Origin of the sequence: Lactococcus sp. (assembly GCF_036648155.1) — a bacterium.
GTDB classification, from domain to species: Bacteria; Bacillota; Bacilli; order Lactobacillales; family Streptococcaceae; genus Lactococcus; species Lactococcus cremoris.
This window is the reverse complement of the sequence record NZ_JAVXIY010000013.1, coordinates 19,639-38,253: the sequence shown is the minus strand read 5'-3', so window position 1 is coordinate 38,253 and position 18,615 is coordinate 19,639. Positions and strand designations below refer to the sequence as shown.

The window sequence follows — 18,615 nt, the reverse complement described above, 5'->3', positions numbered from 1 at the left end:
ATCACTGGAACCAGAGACTTTAAGATATTCTATCGGGTATCAAGTCATGGCTAAATAATCAACTAGCAATTCGGGTTATATAATGGAAAAAAAGGTGGGACATCCTCAGCATTTGAAAAATATTTTTTCTATGGATTTTACCCAATACATATCTGGTTCTTATTCATCCTTGGTCAATTTCTGACTCAGTAGATACATGAGTTCTACTGATGAATATTAATGCTCACTCATTTGTTATTTAGGGGATAATAAATAAAAAAACCGCTGATGCAACGGTTTTTTATTTTTGTCAGTAATTTAAGATGAAATTATACTGACAGAAAGAGTAAAATTAAGCTGATAAGAGCAGGAAGAGCTTGAACTAAAAATATTTTTTTCGTAACGGTTAAGGCACCATAAATCCCAACCAAAACAACAAAAATCATTGTCAAACTTAATACAGGAATACTTGCATTAATTATTGTCAAAGCAATAATCAACAAACCAAGTCCCACATTATAAATTCCTTGATTAGATAAAGCGACCTGTAATGTTTTATTTTTTAACTCTGCCTCTTCAAAACCAAAAGCCTTAGCCTGTAAACCGGTCGCCCCAAACATCTCGATATAACCAAAAAGCAAATGCTCCAAAGCCACAATAATAATAAGTATAAGTGATATCATAAAAATCTCCTTAATTTAAATTATAGCAAGATTATATAAATTAAAAAAATAAAAAAACCGGTAAATACTGATGAAAATCATTGTACTTACTGGTTTTATCAATTATAGAAAATTAAGAAGAAATCAATTTTCTAAACCCGCATTAAAATAATTATCCTTGAATAATTGTTACTGCACATGGTGCATGATTGACAACATAATTAGTTGTAGAACCAGCTAAGAGTTTATCAATTGCCCCTGCACCAGTAGCCCCCATAACAATTAGATCAATATCATTATCCTTAGCGTATTGAACAATTTCACGTTTTGGGGAGCCTGATAAAATTTGTGTTTTAAATTTGAATTCAGCTGGAATTATAGAACCAACCTTAAGTAAAATATCATTGGCCAACTTATCCAATCCTGGAGTTTCAACGATACCATAATTAGCGATTCCGTAATAGCGAACTAAATCTTTAACGGTAAGTACGATAAGTTCTCCTTCAGACCATTGAGCTAACATCACCGCTTCCCGAACTGCGTTGTAAGACTGGTCAGAACCATCGACAGGAACTAATATTTTTTGATACTGTTTCGCCATAATAACACCTCCACCTATCTTTCTAATTTTATTATAATACTATCATCAAAAAAATGAAAGCGATAAGCAACAACATTGCTAATCTTATTATATTAAATAACCTGACCCATATTATAAAAATTATTGCTTATTTTATTTGCAGAGAAACTATTCCTTTAAAAATTTATTTTTCAGACTAAATCAATAGCCTTCATCCGATGCTTCCCTTCTTAAGGACATTTGAATAAAATAAAACACTCACCTTTCGATGAGTGGTCTTAAGAAATCTTCATATTAGAAGAAGAATAATGAATAAAGCACCAATTATGGGCAGGTGCTTAAGGAGGATGTGGGATTCGAACCCACGCACGCTTTTATACGTCTGACGGTTTTCAAGACCGTTCCCTTCAGCCAAACTTGGGTAATCCTCCAAATCTTTTTACATTATATCATTCATTTCTATAAATTACAAACCAAAAACAAAATACTTCGTTTTGAATATAAAAAAATTGTTTTGTATCTAAAAAAAGAACTTTATTTTTAATCAGTCTTTATCTTCATACGAAAAAGATATATTTATTGTTATTTATATTGTCCTATATTTGGGAGCCTTGCTAACCTATCCTTAAGAGGTTGAAGATAATTTGATAATTTTTCATTTGTTTCCTATGTTTTGATACCAATCAATAAATATGATTGCTTTAGTATGATTCAAATAAAACAAAATGCTCGCCTTTCGACAAGCACCTTATATAATCCTCATAGGAAGAGGGAATAATGGATAAAGCACCAATAATATAAAGGTGCTTAAGGGGAGTAAGGGATTCGAACCCTCGCACCGGTTTCCCGACCTAACGATTTAGCAAACCGTCCTCTTAAACCTCTTGAGTAACTCCCCAAAACATCAAAAAAACGGTCCCGACGGGATTCGAACCCGCGATCTTCGCCGTGACAGGGCGACGTGATAACCGCTACACTACGGGACCAAAGGAGGATGTGGGATTCGAACCCACTTGAGTAATCCTCCAACCTTTGATCATTATATCATTTTATTTTTAAAATTACAACAACAATACATTTCGGCGTCTTTTATAATACAAATCTTTACCCTTTATCTTACTTCTTTAGATTTTCACTATTATTTTACTATAAAGATTATAAATTCAAAGTGATCAATGATAACTGACAGGTACTTCATTATTTATTACGTAAATGAGCTAAATCACACAAAACTCATTATTATATGATTTTAGCTACTCTTTTTACCAAAAATTATGTTAAAATTTAATATAAGCAGATGATTAAGAAAAGAGGAACTTATTCTAAGTAGGACTTTTAGAACAATCTAAATATTATTTTAAAAAGACAATATATTTGTTCTCTTTTTTTGGTACTTACTTAAAATAAACAAACTCATCATCTGCTTACCTAACCTGATAAATTACTTAATAAGAGATGGGGTAGCATTCCCTCTCTTATTTTTTTATTTTTAAGTTTCACTACTTGAGAACATTTTTTAATTGATAGAAAGAACATTATGCTATTACTAAAAACAAAACGAATGCTTTTAAGAAATTTTAAAAAATCCGATGCCCCAGCCGTTTATATGTATGCTAAAAATCCTAAAGTCGGACCAAGAGCAGGGTGGCCAATTCATACCAGTGTCGAAGATTCTGAAATGATAATTCAAAATTATTTTATGAGCCCACATATTTTCGCAATCACCTTAAGCGCTTATCCTTCTCATGTAATTGGACTAATTGGCTTAGAGCTGGTAGATGAAGGAAACGCAAAAGATTTTATGAAGTCTGGTGAAGCTGAAATAAGTTATTGGATTGGGGAGCCCTACTGGGGTAACGGACTTGTTCCTGAAGCTATACAGAGTATTGTTTCGTACGGTTTTAATAATTTAAAGCTGGATACAATCTGGTGTGGCTATAATGATGGAAATAGACAATCAAAAATTGCTCAGGAAAAACAAGGATTTAAATATCGTTTAACAAATCCTAAAATGTATAATCCTTATTTAAACGAAGTATTTATTGAACATTTCACTGCTTTAACTAAAGAGGAATGGGAACATTCATTAATCAAAACACCTATTCAAAAATAAAATAAGTCCTGACAAAAAAGTCAGGATTTATTTTATTTGCGATTGAACTATTTGTATTTGAAGGCATTGTTTATCAAAAAAAGCCTGATATTAATGAGTATTTTTAACTGAGTTCAAAATAGCAGTTACAAAAGTTCAAATATTCACCACTAAATTTTTAATCAGTTATATATTTTACGAGGAATCTGTAACAAGAATTCCAGTGAACTGCTACTGCTAACAGCCCTTTTTAACACTTCCATTGTAACATATATAAATCAATTAAAAAACGCCTCATGGCTTAGGCGCTTCCGGTTATAATATCAATATCTACTCGTTTAAAAAGGATATGGACATTATCAGTATAACCGTTTATATATTTGAAATCATTAACGTTTGTTAACTGCTTAAGTTAACAAAAACGCTAGAAATATTATCCGCTGAGAATTATTTTTGAAATAAACGTATTCTAAACTTTTTTCCCATTAATTATTCATACTCTGACTATAGTATCCAACGTTATTGTATCATTATCGTCAGAAACATTTTTAAAAAAATATCTGTCATCCTTGTAATCATATAGAGCAGTAAAATGACTAGTCATAATACTTATAGATTTTGAACCACCATCAAATCTCAATCATATTATCCTTCAACACTCTCCCTATGTTTTGTGATTATTTCTTTAGCGGAATCTAAAGAAATTTTTTCATCAATGACCATCTGCATTATCTTAATTTCAAAAGTATCTTTATTACTATCCGATTGTTTTGCCTTTTCGATAATTTTATCAACTCTAATTCTAATAACCCCCCTTTTTGCTAACTGTTTAAGAGATCCAGAGACAAGGATAAAGCTCTTTAAAAATTCTTGCTCTTTGTTTCTAAATTAAAAAACCAATTCATCTCACCCTTCCTTTTTATTTTTATTTCAACATTATTAAACTAAAAAAGCAAAGTTCCCTAATTATATTTATAACAATAAAAAATCCCTGACCAAAGCCAAGGAATTAGTTTATGTTTCACTGTGCATCTTTAATAGCTTGGTCAGACTTCGCTCGAGTATCTTGTACTTCACGTAAAGCTTGATCAGTACTTTGACTCGACTGTTGACGTAAGTCATTAAGTTGTTGGTTTAATTGAGCAATTGTTTGGTTTGCTACATCAACTTCTTTTTGTTTATCAGCTACTTTTTGATTTCCTTCTGCAATTTTAGCATTAATTTCGCTAATCTTAGCATTGATCTCGTTTTGTTTATCAATATTAGCTTGAGCTAATTGAGCTTGCAACCCTGTCACTTGTGAAGTTTGCGAGTTAACTGAACTTTTTAAAGTTGATATTGTACTATTTAAATCAGAAATTGTTTGATTCTTTGTTTTAACCCGATTTGAAAGCGTGTCAATATTATTGTTAATTGTTTGGATTTCTCCATGACCAGTCCAATAGTTATCTGCCAATGTTTTGACACCAATACACACACTAAACACAATCGCGAAAGTTGCTACAGCTATGATAATCTTTTTGATTTTCATTTTAAAATTTTCCTCTTTTTCAAGTATTACGCACAAAAAGAATTGTATCATATATACTACACTTAAACAATACCAATCATTAAAATAACTGAATTTTTTAGTTATATAAAAAAACTATACCCTATAAGAGCCTACTGAATACAAACTAAGAAAGCGAGTAAATGTATAATATTTAAAATATTCACTATACCAATATTTACGAATGAAATAAAAAACTAATTGCAGTCAGAATTTTTAAATATTTCGTTTATTGCTGCTTGCCCCCTCAAGAAGAGCATCGTTATCTCTGAGTCTTAAAAAATAATTTGGCAGAATAATGACAAAAGAAGTTTTGAAAAGTTTGTTATGCTTAATATTACAAGATTTGTGACTGTTATTTTTATTTATGCTTAAAGAGGGACTTGAACCCTCACGGTTTAAATAACCAACGGATTTTAAGTCCGTAGCGTCTGCCAATTCCGCCATTGGAGCTGATGATTTAATTACATCATATAATCTTTACCATAAAAAAATATCAGAAAATTGCTGACAGTCTTGTTTAATCCTTTCATTTGTTATCCACTCAGCTCTTTTACCATCATTAGGGAAGTGTTTTTCCTCCATTTTTATCTTTAAAGTTGCCCCAAAAAGCTAGAATATAACCGTGAAACTCGTCTGGAATAGGTTTCTTCCCTTGCTTAGTGTGCTTAAGATTTCAATAGTTTTTTCCAATTTATATTCTCCGTTGAGTTTATTATATCTAGAATATAGACTTCTGATTAATTTTTGTCAAAAGTTTTTAAAACAAAAGAAAAATGCCCAAGGGGCGAGATTCTACAATACTATTTTAATTGAAAATAGTCACCTTAATTTATTTTTTTCTATAAGTTGATGCATCACAATTAATACTATAAATTTCTTTGACATAGTCTAAAATAATAGTTACATCATCCCTTCAATATTTCTTCCAATATTTACGCATCGACTTATTTTTTGATAATCTTTTAATACTTTATCCAAGACATTTTTATAGTTTTTTTCAGTTAGTGTAAAAATTTGTAACCCATCTATGTAATTAGTTGATTTTTTAATCTTATTCTCTAATGCTTTATATTTTCTACTAGCATTGTCTTTTTCTGAACCTAAAAAAGCATAACCTCCATAAACAAAATATTTATTCCATTCATTTTTGTGTAGCAGTCCTAAGTCGTCAAGATAGATATAAACATATTTCACTCAAAATTCCCTACCGTTCAGTATCATGTATTCAATTCTACCTTCATTAATTAAAAAATTGTTATTATCAATAAAACAAAAAATACCCACCGAAGTGGATTTTAATTTACGACCTATTACGCAATTTAATAAATTGCACTATTAAACTTGAAACTTCACAAGTTCCCCCAGCAGTAATTCCAATAAGCCCAATAAAAGTTATAAGATGAGAATGTTCTAATTTTCCCAAATTAAAAATCACGAGGCTTACTAAAATAATAACAATCCATGTTTTAACAATTTTCATAATATCCCCCAATAGTTAAAAATCATAAAATATAGCATATATAATACAGAACAAAAAGTAACATTTATTAACGATCACAAAAAATCCCTGACCGAAGTCAGGACATCATTTATATTTTTATCTTATTGGGATTTCCATATCGAATTATACATGGAAATCCTAAGACGTTTTTCTTGTTTTTAAAGCATAAAAGGAAATTTTTTCATAACGCCATCCTAATTTTACTAGATAATCTCTTTCATATGAACTTACTGTATAAGCATGGCTATCTTGAGTTCCTTTTGTATTTGGATAAAATACACAATACACTGGTAAATTACCAGCAGACTAAAATGCTACTTGCTCATAACTCCAACCCGCTTTTACTAAACTAACTTTTTCAAAAGAACTCATTGTATAATAATGTTCTCCGCTCGTCTTATTATATAACCGATAGACAGGTAATCCACTGGTTAGAGCAACTCAATCACCTTTTTCTTCATATGTCCAATCTACTTTTTGTGTTTGTATCGCTTCAAAGACACTGGTCATATAAACATGTTGACCTGCATTTGGATTGTATAATCTAAATGCGTATTGCTCTCCCGCTTTTTGACCATTATTATTAGGTGTTAGTGCAGGTGCCGCTGATAGAATTCATCGAGCAAAGTCTGGATAGTAATAATTAATATCAACAGTGGAAACATTTCGCCCTTTATCTGGTGAATGAATCATTTTATTATTATCAATATAAATTCCAACCTGCGTAGTATGACCCCTCATTCCATAGAAAAGAAGGTCGCCTACTTGTAGACTTTTTAATGATACTTCACTTCCCACTTTTTCTTGGTCAGTATTCCCTCAAGGAAGTGAAATATTGACCGTATGAGAATACACACACTGGGTAAACCTTGATCAATCAAATCCAGCCGGTGTAGTCCCCCCCAAAAAAAACACAAGGGACCCCAAGGTACTTATTTGCTTTCTGAACTACCTTTTGTTGCTGCGCTGTATCCGCATGAACTTTTGAACTAAATATACTTATATCAAAAATAACGCTAAGTAATGCAAGAAGAGACAATACTCTTTTTAAATACTTTTTCATAATCTCTTCAAAGGCAAATCATTATATATCATACACACAACCAACATAAATAATATATAACATACAAAGTATATCACTCTAGCAAAAGAAAACATTAACATTTGTTAACATTTTAGCAAATATTCCACCGAATCAGAGTTATTTTTAATAACTGAAGGTTTGTCCAGCGTAAATTAAATTAGGATTTGGGAATACCATTTAACGAAACTTATCCTTGAACCGATATTTCTAAATCATTGAAAATTAATGATAAGTTATCGATAGTCAGATAAGCTTAAATTCGCTTATAAACTCTTCTGAAGGGTTCACAAGGTATTTTTTATCACGCTACGTTTTTGAGATACATATAATACAATTCTGCTGCTTCTGTAACTTCTCAAGGAATTAAGAAAAAATTTGAAAAAATTATTTTTATGATACTGATGAGTTAAGAGAATTTATTAATTTAGTAGAACAAACGGATGATAATAAAAAAATAGCTTTATTTCAGGTTCTTGATTTTACTGAAATTCGTAAGGGAGAGTTGCTCACTCTTGAATAGAAAGATTATAGAAAGCCTACCCTTGATATTAATAGAGCGAATTCAAACCAATTATTGAGTCTGATGAAAAAAACATGTCAAATTCTTGATGAATTGCACCAAACCTATCCTGAATCTACACGAATTTTTGAATCTGAAAACGGAAATATCCTTTTATCCCTCTAGGCCTAGAAAGTGGCTACATGAGATAATAAAGAATAATGATTTAGAGTCAATAAAGATTCATGGCTTTAGGCATACTCATGCAAGTTTATTATTTGATTCAGGCATGATTTTAAAACAAGTTCAATATCGATATTTAAAAACCACTATGAACGTTTATACGCATATCACAGAATCTGCTAAAGATAATATCGGAGATAAATTCTCTGCGTATATCGACTTTTAACTAGCTAAAGAGAGCAAGTTTTTTTATACTTTTTTGCTCTGCTTTTTATCAGATTATATCGTATCATATCGGATTAGAAAAAAGAAAAACCGCTCCATTGAGCGATTTCTTAGTCTATAAGATTCTATAAAAACGGTATAGTAGAGGCGAGGGGGAGTTTTATTATAAGTATTATCGAAGTAAGATAACAAATAATTTGGCACAAAAAATGTCAGCAACTTGCTGACATCCATGTTTAAGAGTTTCATTATACCTATTTTATATTTTATTAAATAAAACATTTTTATGTAACGATCAAAAAAAGTATATATCTGGATATACTCTTTTGGCTCGCCCTTCTTACTTGCCATTGTTTCCGCTAAACCAGTACAAATTTAAAGAGACCGACTTTAAGAGTTGTTGTTAGTTTTTGCATTGTTTTTCCATCTTTCTTATTAATACATTCTTTAAAGGATTCAGATAGCTCTGAAATAACAATAGATACAAGGATACCAAAAAACAAACGTAATTCTAAATGAGAAATTAACAGATTAAAGGCATGATGAGGAGAGGATTCGAACCTCTTAACTTAATAATCTGTTACTAAAAATCAAAAAAAATATCATTCTCTATTATGCCAACTATAAAATAATTTATTGTTTTTTTACAAAAAAGCACCTAAATTAATAGGTGCTTAGGAGTATTTATGAAAAAGTTTTATTTTTTGGAATAGCTTGATTATATACTTCTTTTCTTAAATGAATAATAAAATTATCACAAGTGTCTTTAAAAGCGTTTGATTAAAACATGATGAAAAAACTTAATTTACCGTTAATGTTTTTATCATTTTTGTTCTTTTTTTAAATTATACATTTTATCGTATAAAGAATTAGTTTAGGCTTGAGCATAGTTGATACTTTAAATTACTAAAACAATATTTATACAAAACAACTGAATATTTATTTATAACGCGTAATCTTTGAAAGGGTTTGCACTTCTAAAGATATTAATATATACTTGATTTATCAACTAAAGAAAGAGGACTTCTCAATGAAAAAAATTACACTATTAACAACTTCCATTCTCGCTTTGGGGATTATTGGTACTGCCAGTTCTTCCATAAATGCTACTGCAGATAGTATCTCTTATCAAAATACAAGTAAAAACTTTAACGCCTGTTCTTCTACACAACAAAACGATGTTCTTATGCAAGAAGGAAAAATAACTTTTGATCGAGTTTGGCCTGAATTTTGGGACGAAGTAGCTCCTAGTGATTATCAGTACATAACAGCTGATGGGCGAGATAGCGAGGGGTTTCTCACTCATGACACAACTGTCGTTAAATTATTAGTAAATGAAAATATTGATCCCCAAAGACTTAATATGGAAGTTATTACAGGGCATGAAGCTGTTGCTCTTACTGGGGATGACGCCGGTCCATCTGAAATTCCTGGACTTAAATATGTTACCTTTGATGCTTCTATTTTACCTATGACTAAAGATTTTAAAGTTTAGTTTAATATTTCTGAACTCCCAGGGAACGGAGGTTCTAGTCATACTTTTGCGGCAACTACTATTCATTAAAAATAAAAATCTCAAGCTAACGAATAGTAGTTTGAGATTTTTATTATATTATATGGAGGCGAGGGGAGTCGAACCCCTGTCCAAACACCTTGCTACATCAACGTCTACAACCATAGGACTTTCTCAAATTTAACAAAATGCCAAAGCCAGTCTCAAACAGCGACATTTTGCGGGACTTTAAATCTCTTTTGCTGCGTCAAGTCTCCACAACAACGTATCTGACTAAAAGTTTAGGCCATCAAATTGCCATCAGTGAGCAAAAATCAGGCACGCATGGTGCTGTTTAGGCTGCCATTGCGTAAGTTTGTGTATTATTTTTAGCAGTTATATTTATCTGCGGATGATTATCCTGATCCCTCAGCAGTTGCAGTTCATGCGCGACAATGCCTGTCGAATCCGTAACGCCCCCAAATTTTAAGAAGAGAGTTACTGATTATTCTGTCAGTAAATCTTTGAACCTTGAAGTCTAATTATAGCATATTTTAACTTTTCTGTCAGTAAAATTTCATTAAAGTATGTATTTTATATGAGAAAAGTGAGCTGACAGGCTCATTTATCATTTGATTCAAAGCTGTCAGTAATAAAAAAATTTCTGTCAGTAAATTCTTTAAAACTCTTCTTCATCAATTTGTTGAATTTCTTGTAGTTTAGTGATTAAATACTGGTCAGTAGAATATTTCTTCATCAGCTCTTCTAATAATTGATTACGCACCACATAATTACTAAAAAGATGCAATTTTTCTTCGTAGCTTTCGAGCACTTTTTCGGTCCGTTTAATATTATCATAAACTGCTTGACGGCTGATATTAAATTCTTCTGCGATTTCAGCCAAACTGTAATCGTCAGCATAATAAAGTTCAATGTAGTTCATTTGCTTGTCAGTTAAAAGTGTCGCATAAAACTCAAAAAGCGTATTCATTCGATTGGTTTTTTCGATTTCCATAATGTCTATTATAGCAGAAATTAAGTGATTTTTTAGTTTTATTCTTAGTTTTAACTTATCATTTAAGTTTTTAAAAATGTAATTTTTTTAACTCGTTTCTGCTGCCATTAGTTCGTCATTTTTTTATTCAAAAATAATAATTTATTCTATACAAAGCTCCCTGTTTTCGTTATAATTAAAAGTATGAAAAAAATTTTAATTGCTGATGATGATCGGGCAATTTTGACCCTATTATCTTATAATTTTCGGCAAAATGATTACGAAGTAACCATCGTATCAGACGGAAAAAAAGCTTATGATAAAGCTCGAAAAAATCCCTTTGATTTGCTTCTTCTTGATTTAATGATGCCTGAATTTTCCGGAATTGAAGTCACTAAAAAGCTTCGTAAAGAAGGTAATTTTACACCAATTTTAATTTTAACTGCTCGCGATGATGATGAAATGAAACTGACAGGTCTGTCAGCAGGTTCTGATGAGTATTTAGATAAAACGACTCCAATGAAAGAAATCATTGTCAGAGCTGAAGGACTCATTCGTAGAAATCAAATGTATAATCAAACAGCTTCTGATTCTGTCAGTGAATCTTTGGACGAAAGTCCTGCAACACTTGTTACTGACAGACTGGTCATTGATTTTACAAAAAAAGAAGTCACTTTTGATGCAAAAGTTTTAGACTTAACCAAAAGAGAATTTGAAATTCTAGAACTCTTAGCAAAAAGACAAGGCGAAATCATCAGCCGTGAAGAACTTCTTCAACATTTTTGGGGAATTTCGGATACAGCAGAAACACGGACAATTGATGTCCTCATCTCAAAAATCCGTAAAAAACTAAATAATCATTATATCAAAACAAAACGAGGATTCGGTTACTATTTTGAAGAAAATGAAACTTAAACACATCATGCTGATGACGGTGCTGTACATCATTGCAACACTAAGCTTGGTGATTCTATCGAACCAAAATATCTTAGAAAATGATACAAATAGGGTATTAAAAACAATAGATCAAATACAGCTTTTTTTAGAAAAACATCCTGATAATCCCTTACCTGCTAACTTTGAACATCTTTCAAAAAATACGGTAAATTCAGATACTAAAAAAATTAAAAATGGCGCTGCCTATGCTCGAAGTTTAGATTCTAAAGATATCACTGTTACCAGTCCTATCTTTAGTGAAGGACAAATCGATGGCTATTTGAAAGTTACAGAAAATCGCACGTCTACTTTCTTTACCGATTTTGCAATTATCATTTTTGCTATTTTATTTTACTTGGCAGTTGCCATACAGGTTTTGAAATCTGCTCAGAGAGCTTATGTTTTTCGCGAAAATACTGTGGCTAAGATTAAAAATATTGAGCGAAGCCCTTTAACGCAAAGTTATCTGATGAATGAAAATGATGACAAGATTACAACTGAGCTCAATAAATTAGGCGAAAAAATCCAAAAACAAGCCTTATCACACACTGAAAAAAAAGAAAATCTCTACGAATTCATCGAGTTTTTCCAATTTCCCATTTTTATTTATAACAATAAGGGAAAAATTCGTCGAACAAATGCTTCTTTCAAAAATGAGTTTTCAGACACCGAGAATCTTGATATTTTCAGTCCTTATGCCGATTTCTTAAATTTTCTAGTTGACAAAATTTTACATCCAGATATACAAGAAAAACTTTTCTTCTTTGAAAAGCTTGGCGCTTATTATCAAGTCCGCATCACTCCACTGCCCGATCTTGATAGTCGCTTCATGGTAACCATGAATGATGTAAGTTCTTATCGTCGAACAGTTGATGCTCATAATGCCTTTATTGCCAACGTTTCTCATGAATTGAAAACACCGCTCACTTCAATAAAGGGCTTTGCCGAATTACTTGAAACAGACACTGTTTCTCCTTCTGAAACCAAAAACTTTGCTTCGATTATCCATAAAGAAAGTTCTCGTTTGATGAGCCTAGTTCAGGATACTCTACTACTTACTAAGCAAAATCAACGTATTGAGAAAAAGAAACTCAACCTTTCTGCTCTAATTCAAAATATTTTACAAAGCTCAAGTCCCCAAATTTCTGAAAAATCTCTTCGTTTAGAAACACAAATTGAAGAGATTACTTTCAAAACCAATGAACAAATGGTACACAGTATTTTTGAAAATCTGATTGAAAATGCCATAAAATATACTCCTGCTCAAGGTCAAATTTTTGTCAGCTTACACCATGAACAAGATAAAATTATCTTCAGTGTTACTGACAACGGTCCTGGTTTAAGTGAAATTCAAAAAGAAAGAATTTTTGACCGTTTCTATCGTGTTGATGAGAGCCGAGCAGAGGTCAGCGGAACTGGATTGGGACTCGCCATTGTTGAAAAGAATGTCCAAGAGCTTCATGGCACAATTGATGTGGTATCTATTCTTGGAAAAGGAACCACCTTTACCGTTAATCTTTGAGCGGTCATCAGTAAATTTACTTATCAAAATAAAAAAATATTAAGACCAAGTCTCTCCAATTACGATAGAATCAGCTTATCAAGATTGGAGATTTTTTTATGGCTAAAACTACTTTTCAGGGTATCCCCCGCCCACTCGTGCGTACTAATCAAACTTTTATTGTACTTAGCATTATTTTAGCAGTGGTCAGTAATTTTTATTGGATTCTTCTACTCCCGATTCTCGCCGGATTGTCTGGCATATTGTTTGAACGAAATTTTGTTATTCTGATTGCTAAACGTTTTTTAAAAAGAAAGGCCTCAGAATATGTTCTTGAAGATAAGTCCGACCTTCGTTTTAATCAAATTATTGCTACAAGCTTATTGAGTACCAGCTTGATTGCTTCTCTTACCCATCACCCTATTTTGGCAATTGTTTTTGCCGCATTTGTTTTCCTCGCTGCTTCCATCGCTTTAAGTGGCTTTTGTGTGGGCTGTTGGATTCATTTTCAACTTCGTCAGTATCAATATCGTCGGCAAGTAAAAAAAGGACTTCATTAGGTCCTTTTTATCTTTCCAAATAAAATTCAAAACGGTCACCAACATATTGTGACAGAACATATTCAAAAGCAGTTCCATCTACCAGATAAGAAACCTGTGTTAAACCAAGTATAGCAGCTCCAACTCTTGTTTTTAAGTATTCTGATACTTCTGTACTGACTCTCTTTGCCGAAACAATTTGTTCACTCCGACCAATTTCATGCCCATGGCTTTCCAAAGTTTTAAAGAAATTGCTAGTAATTTCTTTTTTATCAAAAGATTTCACTAATTTAAATGGAATACTTGCCACTTCATAACAAATGGGAACATTGTCAGCATATCGAATCCGCTCCATTCGAATAATCGAATCTTTTTTAGTGATGTTCAACTTCTCACATTCAACTTCATTAGGAGCAGTTCTAATATAACTTAAGACTTCTGTTGAGGGAACCTTGCCTTGCGAACTGATAATTTCTGTAAAAGAAGTTGTTCCACGCATTTTTTCACGCACACGTCGGCTAGCAACGTAGGTTCCAGAACCTACTCGACGGTCGAGAATTCCCTCATCTACTAAGGCTGTCACAGCTTGTCTGGCTGTCATACGACTCACTGTAAAACGCTCGGCTAAATCTCGTTCGCTTGGAAGACGTTGTCCAATTTTCCAGATGCCTTTTTCAACTTCATCTTTTAAGGCATCATGTATTTTTACATAATTTGGTACTGATTTTCTTGCCATAGTTCCCCCTAACTAAATAATAACAATATATACCACTTTAATATCTGTCTACCATTATATCATAGTTCAGTTGACTTACAAATCAAGAACATTTAAAATAATCGCAAATCTTATCTTCTATTGTTTTTAAAAATATAAAAAAGAATTAGCATGCACTAACTCTTTTTATTTTTAAATTATCTTTAATTATTTTGAAGGAACAGTAATTTTTCCATCAATGATATCTGTTTTGGCTTTGGCAACTGCATCTTTAATTTCTGAAGTTGCGTTATCAAGTCCTAAATCTACACCACCATTTTTAAGGTTGTAAGTAACGATTGTTCCACCAGGGAATTTACCGTCTTTAGTCTTGTCAGCAATATCTTTTACAACAGTTCCTACTTCTTTGATTGTTGAAACAAGAACGAAGTTAGAATCTTTATCGTCTTTAGATTTGTATTCTCCAAGGTATTCTTGGTCTTGGTCAACACCGATAACCCAAACTTTGTCAGATTCATTTTTACTTGAGTTCAAGGCTTTAGCTTCACTGAAGACACCTGTTCCTACGCCACCCGCACATTGGTAAACAACATCATCACCAGAACCATACATTGCTGCTGCGATTGTTTTACCTTTAGCCGCATCAGAGAAAGAACCAGCATATTGAATATCAACTTTGATGTCTGATTTTACAGACTTAGCACCAGCTACATAACCTTTTTCAAAACGAGTAATAACATCTGATTGCATCCCACCGATGAAACCAATTTTGTTCGTTTTAGTTGCTTTGGCCGCAGCTACACCAGCAAGATAAGCACTTTCGTTATCTGCAAAAGTTGCTGAAGTTACATTCTTTTGGTCTTTAATGACAGAGTCAACGATAACAAAGTTAGATTTTGGATTATTTTTCGCTGCTGCTGATGTCGCATCTTGTAAAGAGAATCCGATACCAAACAAAAGTTTGTAACCTTGTTGCTCCGCAGAGTTATAGTTAGTCGTGTAATCTGAAGCTGAATTAGATTGGAAGTAAGTGTATCCAGTACCTTTTTTCAGGTTATTTTCTTTCCCCCAGCTTTGAAGACCTTCCCAAGCGGATTGGTTAAACGAACGGTCATTTACACCACCAGTATCGGTGACGATTGCTGCTTTAAGGTCAGTTTTTACTTTACCTGAAGTTCCAGATGCGTCATGTGAACGACATCCTGCAAGGACTGCGACTGATGCAAGTGCAATAGCACTAACTGCGATTACGCGTTTTTTCATGGAAAGGGTATCCTCCGAATTTTGTTTGGCTAAATTTAGCTTAAGACTATTTTAAGCTATATTGTATCTTTTTGCAAGCATAATTTAGTGGAATATTTCATTTTCTTGCTTAACGTTCGGAAATAACTGACAAAAATACAAAAAACATTTATATTTATCGGTAATTACCATTATTACTTTATATTTAAGACAAGACATGAAGCGCTTACTTTGATTGCAAATTGATATGCTATCTAAAGATAGCATATTTAACTTTTACATTTTTACTTAATCAAGGCTTTTAAAAGAATAAGGTAAAAGTCCTTCGACAGACGTTGCTTTTACTTTATCATCTTTTGAGATAAGATAAACCGGCATATCGGCTGGACAAAATTCTGCAAGTACTTGCCGACAAGCACCACAAGGGCTAATTGGTTCTTCTGTTTCTCCAAAAACATAGAGTGCATCAAAATCTTTGACACCTTCTGAAATTGCTTTAAAAATAGCTGTCCGTTCAGCACAATTTGATAAACCAAAACTAGCATTTTCAATATTGCAGCCTTTAATAACCTGACCATCAGCTGTTAGAAAAGCTGCTCCAACTGGAAAGTGTGAGTAAGGGACGTAGGCTAGACTTGCTGCCTCACGAGCAGCCGCTATCATCTCTTTAGTAGCTGTCATTTGAGGTAAGACCTTCCATAATTGCGACACCAGCAGAAACTCCAAGACGAGTTGCTCCAGCATCAATCATTGCTTTTGCTTCTTCAAGATTATGAACACCACCAGAGGCTTTAACTCCCATATCTGGACCTACAGTTTGACGCATTAATTTTATATCATGGACTGTCGCTCCTCCAGTCGAGAAACCTGTTGAAGTTTTAACAAAATCAGCACCAACAGCCTTAGCAATTTGGCAAGCTTTAATTTTTTCTTCGTCAGTCAAAAGACTTGTTTCAATAATCACCTTGAGTAGTTTATCGCCTTTCACAGCATTTACAGCTGCAATATCTGACTCAACAAGATCCCAATTATTAGATTTGGCTGCACCAATATTAATGACCATGTCAATTTCGTCAGCCCCATTTTCAATGGCATTTTTAGCTTCAAATGCTTTGAGTTCAGAAGTATTAGCACCTAAAGGGAAGCCAATAACTGTACATACTTTTACATCAGAGTCTTTGAGTTCTTGACTGGCATAATTTACCCAAGTCGGGTTGATACAAACACTCATGAAATCATATTTTTTTGCTTCATCAATGATTTGTTGAACTTTAGATTTTGGAGCATCTGCCTTGAGAATAGTATGGTCAATATATTTATTAATTTGCATTGTATGTTCTTTCTATTTTTTTAATCTTAAATAAATCATTCCGACAATGAGATAGACAACGACGAAAATAATGATAAAAGCAATAAGTTGAATAAGCCAGCCCAAATTTTGTAAATATAATTTTGTGGCTGCCCCAGCTAAAGCTGACAGAATCACTTGCAAAGCCATCACTGGTGTTGGAATTTTTAAATCATTTTTCATCTTATCTGATAATCTCTATAATTTCTTTTTGCTCAATTTGCTGGTCACTAATGACTAAGCTATCATTGAATTCAGCAACTAATTCGTCAGTAATCTTTCGATTAGAATAGAGGCTGGCGATAAGCTCACCTACTTCAACTCGATCTCCTACTTTTTTGGTCAAGGTAACACCTGCTTCAAAATCAATTTCATCTGCTTTAGTTGCCCGTCCAGCACCTAATTTCATGGCAAGCAAGCCGATTCCTAACGCTTTTTCCTCAGAAATAAATCCTGATGCTTTGGCATGAATATCAACTTGATATTTCACTTTAAGAGGAGCTGTCAGCTGTTCAAAAGCAGATGGGTCACCACCCTGAGCTTTAACCATTTCAACAAACTTTTTGTAAGCTAAGCCATTATTAAAATGCTCTAAAATTTCAGCTATTGATTTTTCAAGTCCCGCAAGTTGCAGCATAATTTGAGCAAGCTCAGCGATAAAGACTTGGAATTCTTTTGGTGCATTTCCCTGCAAAGTATTAACTGCTTCTGTCATTTCATTCCGATTCCCAATTGCAAAACCAAGCGGCTGACTCATATTAGTAATGACAGCCACGGTTTCACGACCGACAGATTTTCCAAGGTCGACCATTGTTTGAGCCAGAAGTCGTGCATCATCTACTGATTTCATGAAGGCACCATCGCCCACTGTGACATCCAGTAAAATAGCGTCAGAGCCTGCAGCAATTTTTTTAGACATGACCGAACTTGCAATTAAAGGGATAATATCAACAGTCGCCGTGACATCTCGAAGAGCATAGAGCAACTTATCAGCTTTAACTAATTCATCGGATTGACCGATGATGGCAATTCCAGTTTCTTTAACTTGTTTGATAAATTTTTCTTCTGTTTTTTCAAACTTGAAACCTGGAATAGATTCTAATTTATCAAGTGTTCCCCCAGTATGTCCAAGACCTCGTCCTGACATTTTGGCAACTGGAACACCGAATGAAGCAACTAAAGGCGCCAAAATCAGCGTGACCTTGTCGCCCACCCCTCCAGTAGAATGTTTGTCCACTTTGATACCAGATATAGTTGACAAATCAAATTCTTTACCTGAATGAACCATAGCCATCGTGAGATAGGCAGTCTCTTGTGTCGTCATTCCTTTAAAATAAATTGCCATGGCCAAAGCCGACATTTGATAATCTGGCACAGTTCCATTGACATAATTTTCAATCATCCAATCGATTTCAGACTTGCTAAACGCTCCGCCGTCTCTCTTCTTTTGAATGAGATCAACCATTCGATAGGTCATAGACTTCTCCTCAT

18 protein-coding genes, 4 tRNA genes, 1 other RNA gene and 3 pseudogenes are annotated in these 18,615 nt (G+C 33.1%); 6 read left to right on the top strand and 20 right to left on the bottom strand.

The features are described 5' to 3' along the window. Positions 1 to 75: 75 nt before the first annotated feature. Positions 76 to 192, top strand: a pseudogene (locus RSC39_RS11440) (pilus assembly protein); the annotation flags it as partial. A gap of 116 nt (positions 193 to 308) precedes the next feature. Here the strand turns inward: RSC39_RS11440 and RSC39_RS11435 are convergent. From RSC39_RS11435 to RSC39_RS11415, 5 genes are all read right to left on the bottom strand, one after another. After that, complete coding sequence (locus RSC39_RS11435) at positions 309 to 662, bottom strand: DUF1304 domain-containing protein (protein ID WP_063282381.1); 354 nt, start codon at positions 660 to 662, stop codon at positions 309 to 311. A 151-nt stretch (positions 663 to 813) separates the two neighbouring features. Further along, positions 814 to 1,242: a universal stress protein gene (locus RSC39_RS11430; RefSeq protein ID WP_011676377.1), complete on the bottom strand. Its 429-nt coding sequence runs from the start codon at positions 1,240 to 1,242 to the stop codon at positions 814 to 816. A 320-nt stretch (positions 1,243 to 1,562) separates the two neighbouring features. Next, positions 1,563 to 1,652: transfer RNA gene (locus tag RSC39_RS11425), tRNA-Ser, on the bottom strand. A 379-nt stretch (positions 1,653 to 2,031) separates the two neighbouring features. Then, positions 2,032 to 2,119: transfer RNA gene (locus RSC39_RS11420), tRNA-Ser, on the bottom strand. A 15-nt stretch (positions 2,120 to 2,134) separates the two neighbouring features. Continuing rightward, a tRNA-Asp gene (locus RSC39_RS11415) sits at positions 2,135 to 2,207 on the bottom strand. A gap of 551 nt (positions 2,208 to 2,758) precedes the next feature. Here RSC39_RS11415 and RSC39_RS11410 point away from each other — a divergent pair. Further along, the gene (locus RSC39_RS11410) at positions 2,759 to 3,334 is read left to right on the top strand and encodes a GNAT family N-acetyltransferase (RefSeq protein ID WP_063281019.1); all 576 of its coding nucleotides are present in this window, start codon (positions 2,759 to 2,761) and stop codon (positions 3,332 to 3,334) included. 624 nt (positions 3,335 to 3,958) lie between these two features. Here the strand turns inward: RSC39_RS11410 and RSC39_RS11405 are convergent. The 7 genes and pseudogenes from RSC39_RS11405 to RSC39_RS11375 all read right to left on the bottom strand — a co-directional run bounded on the left by RSC39_RS11405 (position 3,959) and on the right by RSC39_RS11375 (position 7,164). Next, positions 3,959 to 4,218 (bottom strand): annotated as a pseudogene (locus tag RSC39_RS11405) (hypothetical protein). A gap of 116 nt (positions 4,219 to 4,334) precedes the next feature. Beyond that, on the bottom strand, positions 4,335 to 4,844 hold the full coding sequence (locus RSC39_RS11400; protein ID WP_332537300.1) for a hypothetical protein: 510 nt from the start codon (positions 4,842 to 4,844) through the stop codon (positions 4,335 to 4,337). Between the two features lie 389 nt (positions 4,845 to 5,233). After that, positions 5,234 to 5,310, bottom strand: a tRNA-Leu gene (locus RSC39_RS11395). Between the two features lie 455 nt (positions 5,311 to 5,765). Then, entirely contained in the window at positions 5,766 to 6,059 is a 294-nt protein-coding gene (locus tag RSC39_RS11390) for a hypothetical protein (protein ID WP_332537298.1), read from the bottom strand. Positions 6,060 to 6,504: 445 nt separating this feature from the next. Continuing rightward, on the bottom strand, positions 6,505 to 6,654 hold the full coding sequence (locus RSC39_RS11385; protein ID WP_332537296.1) for a hypothetical protein: 150 nt from the start codon (positions 6,652 to 6,654) through the stop codon (positions 6,505 to 6,507). 18 nt (positions 6,655 to 6,672) lie between these two features. After that, positions 6,673 to 6,771: pseudogene (locus tag RSC39_RS11380) on the bottom strand (hypothetical protein); the annotation flags it as partial. 210 nt (positions 6,772 to 6,981) lie between these two features. Continuing rightward, on the bottom strand, positions 6,982 to 7,164 hold the full coding sequence (locus tag RSC39_RS11375; protein WP_063281023.1) for an NlpC/P60 family protein: 183 nt from the start codon (positions 7,162 to 7,164) through the stop codon (positions 6,982 to 6,984). Between the two features lie 2,223 nt (positions 7,165 to 9,387). On the opposite strand from RSC39_RS11375, the gene RSC39_RS11370 reads away from it, so the two are divergent. Then, complete coding sequence (locus RSC39_RS11370; protein ID WP_332537293.1) at positions 9,388 to 9,852, top strand: hypothetical protein; 465 nt, start codon at positions 9,388 to 9,390, stop codon at positions 9,850 to 9,852. A 119-nt stretch (positions 9,853 to 9,971) separates the two neighbouring features. Here the strand turns inward: RSC39_RS11370 and ssrA are convergent. Both ssrA and RSC39_RS11360 read right to left on the bottom strand, forming a co-directional pair. Further along, positions 9,972 to 10,330: a transfer-messenger RNA gene (ssrA, locus tag RSC39_RS11365) on the bottom strand. Positions 10,331 to 10,528: 198 nt separating this feature from the next. Beyond that, positions 10,529 to 10,864, bottom strand: coding sequence for a putative DNA-binding protein (locus tag RSC39_RS11360; RefSeq protein ID WP_003130477.1), 336 nt, complete (start codon positions 10,862 to 10,864; stop codon positions 10,529 to 10,531). Between the two features lie 183 nt (positions 10,865 to 11,047). Here RSC39_RS11360 and RSC39_RS11355 point away from each other — a divergent pair, with 183 nt between their 5' ends. From RSC39_RS11355 to RSC39_RS11345, 3 genes are all read left to right on the top strand, one after another. Next, positions 11,048 to 11,758 carry a response regulator transcription factor gene (locus RSC39_RS11355; RefSeq protein ID WP_011676390.1) on the top strand — a complete coding sequence of 237 codons (711 nt, stop codon included), beginning with the start codon at positions 11,048 to 11,050 and terminating at the stop codon, positions 11,756 to 11,758. After that, on the top strand, positions 11,748 to 13,301 hold the full coding sequence (locus RSC39_RS11350; RefSeq protein ID WP_063281027.1) for a HAMP domain-containing sensor histidine kinase: 1,554 nt from the start codon (positions 11,748 to 11,750) through the stop codon (positions 13,299 to 13,301). The genes RSC39_RS11355 and RSC39_RS11350 overlap by 11 nt, the downstream gene beginning before the upstream one ends. Positions 13,302 to 13,399: 98 nt before the next feature. Further along, positions 13,400 to 13,840 (top strand): DUF4395 domain-containing protein, encoded by a 441-nt coding sequence (locus tag RSC39_RS11345; RefSeq protein WP_332537290.1) that lies wholly within the window; start codon positions 13,400 to 13,402, stop codon positions 13,838 to 13,840. Between the two features lie 7 nt (positions 13,841 to 13,847). Here RSC39_RS11345 and RSC39_RS11340 read toward each other — a convergent pair whose 3' ends face one another. From RSC39_RS11340 to RSC39_RS11315, 6 genes are all read right to left on the bottom strand, one after another. Beyond that, complete coding sequence (locus RSC39_RS11340; RefSeq protein ID WP_011676393.1) at positions 13,848 to 14,555, bottom strand: GntR family transcriptional regulator; 708 nt, start codon at positions 14,553 to 14,555, stop codon at positions 13,848 to 13,850. Between the two features lie 186 nt (positions 14,556 to 14,741). Then, a complete protein-coding gene (locus tag RSC39_RS11335; RefSeq protein WP_332537288.1) occupies positions 14,742 to 15,797 on the bottom strand; it encodes a BMP family protein in 1,056 nt (351 codons plus the stop codon). Positions 15,798 to 16,064: 267 nt separating this feature from the next. Further along, positions 16,065 to 16,457, bottom strand: a complete 393-nt coding sequence (locus tag RSC39_RS11330) for a cytidine deaminase (protein WP_021037422.1) — start codon at positions 16,455 to 16,457, stop codon at positions 16,065 to 16,067. Beyond that, positions 16,444 to 17,106, bottom strand: a complete 663-nt coding sequence (gene deoC / locus RSC39_RS11325; protein ID WP_332537285.1) for a deoxyribose-phosphate aldolase — start codon at positions 17,104 to 17,106, stop codon at positions 16,444 to 16,446. Before deoC ends, RSC39_RS11330 begins: the two co-directional genes overlap by 14 nt. Positions 17,107 to 17,118: 12 nt before the next feature. Further along, positions 17,119 to 17,307 carry a hypothetical protein gene (locus tag RSC39_RS11320; RefSeq protein WP_011676397.1) on the bottom strand — a complete coding sequence of 63 codons (189 nt, stop codon included), beginning with the start codon at positions 17,305 to 17,307 and terminating at the stop codon, positions 17,119 to 17,121. A gap of 1 nt (position 17,308) precedes the next feature. Then, positions 17,309 to 18,601 carry a pyrimidine-nucleoside phosphorylase gene (locus RSC39_RS11315; protein ID WP_332537282.1) on the bottom strand — a complete coding sequence of 431 codons (1,293 nt, stop codon included), beginning with the start codon at positions 18,599 to 18,601 and terminating at the stop codon, positions 17,309 to 17,311. Positions 18,602 to 18,615: the final 14 nt, after the last annotated feature.

What these genes read in the sequence shown, in the direction of transcription:
- RSC39_RS11435 (WP_063282381.1), bottom strand. Translation starts at nt 662, where the DNA reads ATGATATCACTTATACTTATTATTATTGTGGCTTTGGAGCATTTGCTT.
- RSC39_RS11430 (WP_011676377.1), bottom strand. Translation starts at nt 1,242, where the DNA reads ATGGCGAAACAGTATCAAAAAATATTAGTTCCTGTCGATGGTTCTGAC.
- RSC39_RS11410 (WP_063281019.1), top strand. Translation starts at nt 2,759, where the DNA reads ATGCTATTACTAAAAACAAAACGAATGCTTTTAAGAAATTTTAAAAAA.
- RSC39_RS11400 (WP_332537300.1), bottom strand. Translation starts at nt 4,844, where the DNA reads ATGAAAATCAAAAAGATTATCATAGCTGTAGCAACTTTCGCGATTGTG.
- RSC39_RS11370 (WP_332537293.1), top strand. Translation starts at nt 9,388, where the DNA reads ATGAAAAAAATTACACTATTAACAACTTCCATTCTCGCTTTGGGGATT.
- RSC39_RS11360 (WP_003130477.1), bottom strand. Translation starts at nt 10,864, where the DNA reads ATGGAAATCGAAAAAACCAATCGAATGAATACGCTTTTTGAGTTTTAT.
- RSC39_RS11355 (WP_011676390.1), top strand. Translation starts at nt 11,048, where the DNA reads ATGAAAAAAATTTTAATTGCTGATGATGATCGGGCAATTTTGACCCTA.
- RSC39_RS11350 (WP_063281027.1), top strand. Translation starts at nt 11,748, where the DNA reads ATGAAACTTAAACACATCATGCTGATGACGGTGCTGTACATCATTGCA.
- RSC39_RS11345 (WP_332537290.1), top strand. Translation starts at nt 13,400, where the DNA reads ATGGCTAAAACTACTTTTCAGGGTATCCCCCGCCCACTCGTGCGTACT.
- RSC39_RS11340 (WP_011676393.1), bottom strand. Translation starts at nt 14,555, where the DNA reads ATGGCAAGAAAATCAGTACCAAATTATGTAAAAATACATGATGCCTTA.
- RSC39_RS11335 (WP_332537288.1), bottom strand. Translation starts at nt 15,797, where the DNA reads ATGAAAAAACGCGTAATCGCAGTTAGTGCTATTGCACTTGCATCAGTC.
- RSC39_RS11330 (WP_021037422.1), bottom strand. Translation starts at nt 16,457, where the DNA reads ATGACAGCTACTAAAGAGATGATAGCGGCTGCTCGTGAGGCAGCAAGT.
- deoC (WP_332537285.1), bottom strand. Translation starts at nt 17,106, where the DNA reads ATGCAAATTAATAAATATATTGACCATACTATTCTCAAGGCAGATGCT.
- RSC39_RS11320 (WP_011676397.1), bottom strand. Translation starts at nt 17,307, where the DNA reads ATGAAAAATGATTTAAAAATTCCAACACCAGTGATGGCTTTGCAAGTG.
- RSC39_RS11315 (WP_332537282.1), bottom strand. Translation starts at nt 18,601, where the DNA reads ATGACCTATCGAATGGTTGATCTCATTCAAAAGAAGAGAGACGGCGGA.